This is a genomic window from Psychroserpens damuponensis, from assembly GCF_000826655.1.
GTDB classification, from domain to species: domain Bacteria; phylum Bacteroidota; class Bacteroidia; order Flavobacteriales; family Flavobacteriaceae; genus Psychroserpens; species Psychroserpens damuponensis.
Genome location: NZ_JXJO01000017.1, coordinates 523,595 through 532,260 on the forward strand (window position 1 = coordinate 523,595; position 8,666 = coordinate 532,260).

3 protein-coding genes are annotated in these 8,666 nt (G+C 34.7%); 1 reads left to right on the plus strand and 2 read right to left on the minus strand.

Annotated elements, in window-relative coordinates:
* Positions 1-42 precede the first annotated feature (42 nt).
* Complete coding sequence (locus TD29_RS11135; RefSeq protein ID WP_040280674.1) at positions 43-756, plus strand: 3'-5' exonuclease; 714 nt, start codon at positions 43-45, stop codon at positions 754-756.
* 72 nt (positions 757-828) lie between these two features.
* On the opposite strand, the gene TD29_RS17955 is transcribed toward TD29_RS11135, so the two are convergent.
* Together TD29_RS17955 and TD29_RS11145 are read right to left on the minus strand one after the other, a co-directional pair.
* On the minus strand, positions 829-4,821 hold the full coding sequence (locus TD29_RS17955; protein ID WP_052467081.1) for an immunoglobulin-like domain-containing protein: 3,993 nt from the start codon (positions 4,819-4,821) through the stop codon (positions 829-831).
* A gap of 407 nt (positions 4,822-5,228) precedes the next feature.
* Positions 5,229-8,666 (minus strand): GEVED domain-containing protein (locus TD29_RS11145; RefSeq protein ID WP_040280675.1); only part of this gene is annotated, 3,438 nt, incomplete at its 5' end.

The following is an 8,666-nucleotide window of genomic DNA, read 5'->3' on the forward strand; positions in this document are numbered from 1 at the left end:
CCAGTAAACTAAAATTTGATTAATTACTAAAACTGAAAAGGCATGATTACAAAATTAAATATAGAAAATATTCTATTTCTAGATATTGAAACCGTACCTGAAACGGAACATTTTTCTCAATTGGATGATGTTAAACAAGAACTTTGGGAGAGTAAATCTAAATATCAAAGACGTGATGAGTTTACTGCTGAAGAATTCTACGATCGCGCTGGTATTTGGGCCGAATTTGGTAAAATCATATGTATTTCAGTAGGCTATTTTAAAATGGAAGGTGACGTGAGAACCTTTAGAGTCACTTCTTTCTATGGTGATGAAGTCAAACTTTTGAAAGATTTTAAAAACATGCTAATCACCCACTTTAGCTCTAACAAACATTTACTGTGTGCGCATAATGGTAAGGAATTTGATTTCCCATACATAGCTCGTCGTATGATAATTCATAACATAGAATTACCTTATAAATTGAATCTCTTCGGAAAAAAACCGTGGGAAGTCCCACATTTAGACACCTTAGAACTATGGAAATTTGGAGACTATAAAACCTACACATCATTAAAATTATTAACAAATGTTCTAGGCATTCCTTCTCCAAAAGATGACATTGATGGTAGTGAAGTATATCGTGTATATTATCAAGAAAAAGAAGTAGATCGTATTATTGTGTATTGCGAAAAAGATACGATTGCTGTAGCTCAAATATTTTTAAGATTACGTGGTGACGCATTGTTACATGACAATGAGATTGTACATGTTTAATTAATTATAATGTAAAATAAAAAAGTCCAGATATAAAATCTGGACTTTTTATGTTCACTACTTATTAAGTTTTTAACCTTTAATAAATCGTTTTGTTTTGGTTTTCTCACCAATATTTAATTGTAAAATATAAATACCCTCATCAAACCTAGACACATCAATAGACGATGTATATTTTCCTTTAAGTACAGTTTGACCTAGCATATTTTTAATTTCAAAGGTCTGTGCTTCATACCCAACCAAATCTATACTAAGTGTTTGTTTAACTGGGTTTGGATGTATTTTAAAATATTGATCTTCATTATTTGAAATTGTACTAGAATTAACACCAAAATTAGAGCTTGAATTCCCTAAACAGAAATTAGTAGTTTGTGAACTAGTAAACTGCCCTCCAGAAGCCAATATAATTCCAGAATCTGAATTGGTTAATGTATAAGAACCATTACCATAAGAACAACAAATACCATCTCCATAAACATCCGTAATTACAAAATCATAACAACCTGTATCTAAACAACCAACATTAATATTTAGAGTAGAACCATCTGCTTGAGATCCATAAGTTCCTCCTGAGGCTACAGTTGTACCAGATGCATCAACGATACTCCAAGCTGTTTCTTCTGGATAATTATCAAAGGTAATTGATAAACTAACATTAGAACATGCGCTAGATCCACTACTCGTAGTAAGTTCTACAGCATCAACAGCCATATCACCTTGCCACGTTGTTCCTGTGACACCATTAAAACGTAATTGAACCGAACTACCAACGTAAGCATCTAAATTAACACTAGCTGTTAACCATGAGTTTCCTTGGTTACCAGACTCACTCCAAACACTTGTCCATGATGCACCATTATCATTACTTAACTCTACTGCTAAACTTCCCATTGCAGCAGTACCATACATATGATATTTAAATGCAAATGTTGCTTGAGTAGCACTACTTAAGTCAAAACATGGCGAATTCAAAATCGCTCTTTTGGTTGAATAATTTGGTGAAGATGACTCCATATAAATATAATAAGAACCAGATTCAGCACTAGATGGACCTGTATTACTAGATGGTGTACTTCCACTTCGTGTTGCCCAGTTAAAATCATCACCAGAACCTTGAGACCAAGCTCCAAATGTGTTTTCAAAACTTTCGGAATATGGGAAAGAAGAAATATCACCTGTACAACTTCCTGTTGAAGGCTGCGTTACAATTATTGACCTCGTACGTTGTGTTGCAGCATTTCCTGCGGCATCACTTACATTATAAAACCTAGTATAAGTTCCTGCTAAGTTGGTGTTTACGTTTCCTGTAATAACAATTCCTGAAGTTAAATTACCATCAACATTATCGGTAGCGGTAGCTCCTAATTCATTGTAGGTGTCACCAACTTCTAAATTAATTGTTGATGCGCCATTTAAGGTAATTACTGGTGCAGTTGTATCTGCAGGTTGCGTTACAATTACTGTTCGAGTACGTTGTGCTGCTGCATTTCCTGCAGCATCACTTACATCATAATATCTCGTATAAGTTCCAGCAGAATTTGTATTAACCGTTCCTGTAATTACAATACTTGAGGTTAAATTACCATCAAAATTATCGGTAGCAGTGGCTCCTAATTCATTGTAGGTGTCTCCAATTTCTAGGTTAATTGTTGACGCACCATTTAAGGTTAACACTGGAGCAGTAGTATCAGCAGCAGCTCCTATTAAATTTACTGTATAATCTTCAACTTCACCATAAGTAAAAGATTGACAAGCTGTAGGTATTTCATTATAGCTCATTGAAACTCGCATTCTCGTGGCTCCTGTATAAGCACCAGAAGGAATTGTAAAACTTCCACTCACAGGTGTTGTTTGCGTCGCAGCTTGCGACCAAACTTGCTCACCTGAGTCTGAAAAATCACCATCATGGTTATAATCTATCCAAACTGAATAGCCTTCAGAATACGTCGTACCTGTCCAAGTTGGAGTTACAGTAATTGTATAATTTTGACCTTGGGTTAAATTTGTTGAAATATTAGTAAAATTTGAATAAAACTGAGCTCCAGAAGTATTATTAATGGTTCCTAATTGCACTCTACTTATATATTCATCATTAACATTACTACTTGTAGATGTGCAGTAGTTAAGTTGGACTTCTGTTGTTGTAAAGTTTACAGAACTAGAATAAGAAGATGTTGAACCATCTGTACAATTACTTCTTACTTGCACTTCATAAGATGTTTCCGAAGATAAACCAGATAAAGAAGTTGATGTTCCTGAAACTAACGAAGTAGTCCAAGTTGATGTTCCAACCTGACGATATCTAAAATCGTATGACGCTCCTGTTACGGCATCCCAAGATACTGTTGCTGTAGAAGAACCAAATCCATCAATTGACAATCCGGTTGGTGTTGTAGCGTTACATACTATTGGAGTTCCTGATAATCCAGTAACAATTAAAGAATAATTTTGGCTTCCACCTGTTAATGATCCTTTGTGAGTTATGGTAATTGTATATGTCCCTGAAGCGTTTGCCACATCAACTCGTTCATATGGGTCTTTAGAATTATCTCCTTGTCCGTTTGTAGTAACTCCTGTTAATCTCCAAGGCGTATATGTTGTACCACTCTTAGAGACTCTAATATCTAAATCGTTAACCAAAACTGACGCATTAGAATTGGCAATAGTTGTAGCTGTACCTGCTCTATCGGTCCATGAAATTGAAGCAAACAAATCATTTACACCATCAGAATCTACTGTAATTTGATATGTTTGTCCGTTTGACAATGTTAACTCCTCAATTTTAGATTCATTACCATCATTTGTAATTGCTTCAGCAGCACGTTTACTATTCATTAAACCCCAACCAAAAACAGCATCTGGTCCATTAGAACCAGCGTCATCTGCAGTATGAAGCGCTAATCCTTTTAAAGTAGCAGCTCTCATGTAACTCCCATTTAAATTGTTAGCATGTTGCTGCAATAGTAATAACGAACCAGCCACATTTGGGGAAGCCATAGAAGTACCCGTTATACTATTATATGCAGTATTACTAGATTCAAATGTAGAATATACAGAAGTTCCATTACCTGTAATGTCTGGTTTTATTCTATAATCGTCAGTTGGCCCTTCGCTACTACTGCTGTTAATATTTACACTTACTAAATTTCCGTTATTATCAATATTGGCATCATTAGCATTTGCAACAACCATATTATTTTTTGCAGTTGCGTGACCCGATAACTTATCATAGGATGAGTTTCCATCTAAAGGCGCACCATTTGCCGAATTATCTGAACCATCATTTCCTGCAGCCACCACCATTAAATAGTATGGAGCATTATACATTATGTCATCCCAATCTCTTGAATCTGTAATATAACCACCAAAATAATAATCTGGTAATTGTGGCTGTCCTGCCGAATTTCTAGCAGCATAGCCATAAGAATGATTAGAGATTAACATACCATTTCCAGCAGCAGACGTTGCTTCAGACGTGTCATTATTCCAATCATAACCAACGGCATCTGCTTGTGGAGCCATTCCTTTAGAATTAGCTACAACTCCAGAGGCGATTATAGTTCCTGTAACGTGTGCAGAATGATAATGCAATGCTGTTGTACCATCACCAATTGAAAATCTATTATTACCGCCTGGCCCATCGTATTCTTGATGTGTTGTTCTAGCTAATCCACCATCCCAAACATGAGCTATCATATTTTGACCATCTAAATTTAAGCCTAATGAGCCACCAGAATTTAAATGATTAGCTCTAGTTGATCTCGCAGCAGCAACATTAAATGTCGTGTAATAAATTGGTGTTCCTTCTGAAGAAATTTTTTGAAGTTCCATATAAGAATCTTCAGTTTTAATAATCAGTGGCCAGCCATTGACTAATGCCATCTGTTGAGCTCTGGCTTTTTGTGCTTTGGATTGCTCATTTAACTTTTTACTTAATTCTTGAATCGCTTGTTTGTTGTATCGACTCGTAATTTGTTCTTTCTGAAGTTTTGTTTGTGAATTTACTGTCAGAAAAGGTAACAATATTAATAATGCACAAATACTATTAAAATAGATTTTTTTCATGATAATTGATGGTTTTTTAGGTTAATTATTGCTGAAAACGCTTTCAAAGTATTAAAATATTGTTAAAAATAAAATATTACTATAACGTTTTCGCTAAATAACAATCAAATTATAACGTGTTACGGTTTTACCACAGTACTATTGAAGAAAAGGATTACAAATAAGAAGAATAAATATAGCATTAGTAATAGCGCTCTATTACATTTCAATCCTATTTTTAACTATTTGTATGCAACATATAAAATTAATGTTTTAGCTATTGAAACCGAAAAAACACAATTAGGAGAGCAAATTTATAGAAAGTAAAAAAGCCACTATTACAGTCGCTTTTTTTACTTTTAATAAATGTTAACGTTTTTAGATTATTACAATTACTTCTTATAATCCATAACATCTTTTATTTTAAATTAATTAATCACCACTTTCTCAGTTTTTTCTTGAAATTGATTTTTTAACGACACCATATAAACACCTGTTTGAAATGAAGAAACATCAATACGATGAGTGGCTTCATTAGCCTTTAAAATTAAGGTTTTAATTTGCCTTCCTTGAAGATCATACATAATCAATTTTGTATCTTCAAACAACTGTCCTTTAACGAATAATAGTTCTGGCTGCGTTGTTGTATATATCTGTATATCATTTAAGGTCTCTAATTCTGTACTTAACGTTTCTTGTTCAAAACGAAGATAATAACGTCCAATACTGTTCAAGTTTTCAGTTAACGTCATGGTATAATCAACATCGTTTAAAAGCGTGAAACTATTATTCACTGTATCTTCCAAGTACACTTGAATATTTTCAGGTAAATCACTTTCAGCAATACTAATAGTAAATTGTTGTGCTTCGGAAACATGAACTCCTAAGGGAATAATTGCATTTGAAAGTGCATCATACCCAACCGATTGTATTGCCATATCTATTCCGGAATGCTCTTCTAAGAGATGTGAATAAATAGCGAAATTTGAAGGTGCCACATTTCCGTAGATGGCAGCATCGTAATTAAAATCCAGTCCGTTAGAAGCATTATCTGTAAAATAGAAATCTGTTTTATATGCTCCACCTTGAGCACTTTCTAGTTGTAATTGTAAGTGATTAATTGTAGAAGTATTGTTCATTCTTCCAAGGATAAAATCATCAGCATTTCCCGTACGTCTCATGGACGCAGTAAATTCAATTTGACCATAATTAGTTGCCGAAGCAATTAAAAATCCTTGACCAGGTGTAATTAACGTATTTGGGTTTGCATCAGCGTAAGCCTGATTCCAAATAGTCCAACCATTAGACGCATAACCATCGTAACCATAAATTCCTGCTCTTGTTATAGCAAATTGCGCACTATTAGTTGCTAAAAATTCATTAAGATCTAAATATGCAGGATATGGATTACCAATTAGATTCCATTCTGAAATTGTTGGTCCATTATTTACAACTGATACACTTAAATCGCCAATTTTCACATCACCTGTAAATGTAAAAGTACTTGCATCTGTTGAAGCTGCTCTGTAACCAATACCTGCTCTTAATGGCGCATTTTCTATATCAGAATACAGCACATACGCATCCATCGCTTTATCATAAGGTCCAAACAAGAATAATGTATTTGTTGAGTTACTTAAAATATTAGGGTTTTGAGCCCTAAAATCAATAAAGGATTCTCCATAAACTGGTGGTGCAATTAAATCATTGCCTCCAATACTAGCTGTAGCATTGACGTGACGCTTATATTGCGCTGTACCCACTATAAAGTTCTCCACAAATAGACTTGAGTACTCATTTGAATCTGATTCTAAAACGACATTGTCTCCCGTTTTTAAAATGCCATTTACAGTCATCGCTTTTGCTTTTTCAACTACAATTCCTGCTCCATCACAAACGCTCATATTATTGATTTGAATATCATCTGTAACCGTATAAATTCCATCTAACACAAATGCATTATCTGCAGTTGTTGTTGGTGATGGCGCATAAGGTGACCAAGCATTATTAGTATAAATTAGGTCATTTGAGCCTACTAAAATCACTGTATAATCTTCAACTTCTCCATAAGTAAAGGCCTCACAAGATGTAGGTATGGATTCCCATTGCATTGAAACACGCATTCTTGTTTTTGTTTCTTCAGCAGCTACTGGAACCGTAAAAGCTCCTGTTACTGTGGCATCAGTTGTTGGACCTGATGTAAAAACCTGTTCTCCAACATCTTCAAAATCGCCATCTGCATTAAAGTCAATCCATACAGAATACGCTTCAGTATCTACTCCTTGAAGAAATGTTGGTGTTATAGTAATATTATAATTCTGATTTTTCCTCAACACAGTGCTAATATTTGTAAAATCTGAATAGAAAGAGGCTCCTGAATTATTGTCTATTGTATTTAACTCTACCCTACTTATATATTCAAAACTATTATCACTACTAACAGAATCACAATAATCTACAGACTCAGCTAAAGTCACAAAAGTTAATGTGGTAGAATAATTTGATGTTTCAGATACCGAGCATTTACTTCTTACTTCAACTTCATATTCGGTATATGGAGATAATCCACTTAAGACTTGCGTATTTGTATTAATATCAATGATATCGAGCCATGTAGAACTTCCAGCATCGCGATATCTTAAATCAAAATCAAAAGAAGATGATTCATTCCAGCTAATTAAAGCAGATGTATCTGTAATTGATTCTGCATTTAAACTTGTTGGTTCATATGGAGATACGCCTTGATTCTCCCAAGTACAATTTTCGGTATTAAACTGATAATCATCCCAACAATTAATCGCTGTTGGTTCTGCTGGTTGTGTACCTGTTACATCCCAAGAACATGTGTTTGAGTTAAATGTGGTAGTTTCCCAACATTCGATTATGGGTTCAGTTGGCTGTGTACCTTGATTTTCCCATGCACAAGTTTCAGTATTAAATTGGTAATCATCCCAACAGTTGGTTGCTGTTGGTTCTACTGGCTGCGTACCTGTTACATCCCAAGAGCATGTGTTTGAGTTAAACGTTGTAGTTTCCCAACATTCTACTGTTGGTTCAGCTGGCTGTGTAACTTGATTTTCCCATGCACAAGTTTCGGTATTAAATTGGTAATCATCCCAACAGTTGGTTGCTGTTGGTTCTACTGGCTGTGTACCTAAAATTTCCCATTGACAGGTAGCCGTATTATAAGACGTAGTTTCCCAACAATTTAAAGTCGCTGGTTCATCCTGAAGTGTGATAGTAACGACAGCTATACAAGTGTTAACATTTCCGTAGGTATCAGTAACAGTTAATGTAACATCGTTATTGCCTTCGTTAGCACATGTAAATGATGTTTGCGAAGCCGTAATCGTTGAAATTCCGCAATTATCTGTTGAATTATTATTTATTTGTGAAGCTGTAATGGTCGCGTTTCCTGAACTATCTAATTGTACTGTTATGTTTTGACAAATAGCATTAGGATTTTCTACATCTTGCACTACATTAACTGTAAATGATGTAGTAGCAGTATTTCCATTACCATCATTTGTTTGATAACTAATTGTTGTTATTCCTACAGGAAAAACATCTCCACTATTAAAACCAGTTCCATCTGTTCTAGATGCCGTTAATCCTATAGCACAATTATCTGTAACTGTTGGATCTACCCAAGTAGGTTGGTTGTCTCCACAAGTGAGAATAAAATCTGAAGGCACATTAACAAATTCTGGGTCTATTTGATCTAAAATAGTCACTGTTGCAACACAAGTATCCGTTTGGTTATTTTGATCTGTAACCGTTAGAGTGACATCAACAGGAGCACCTATGTTTGAGCAGTTAAAAGTATTGATATCTATGGCGTAGTTGATAATAGCAACATCATCTGT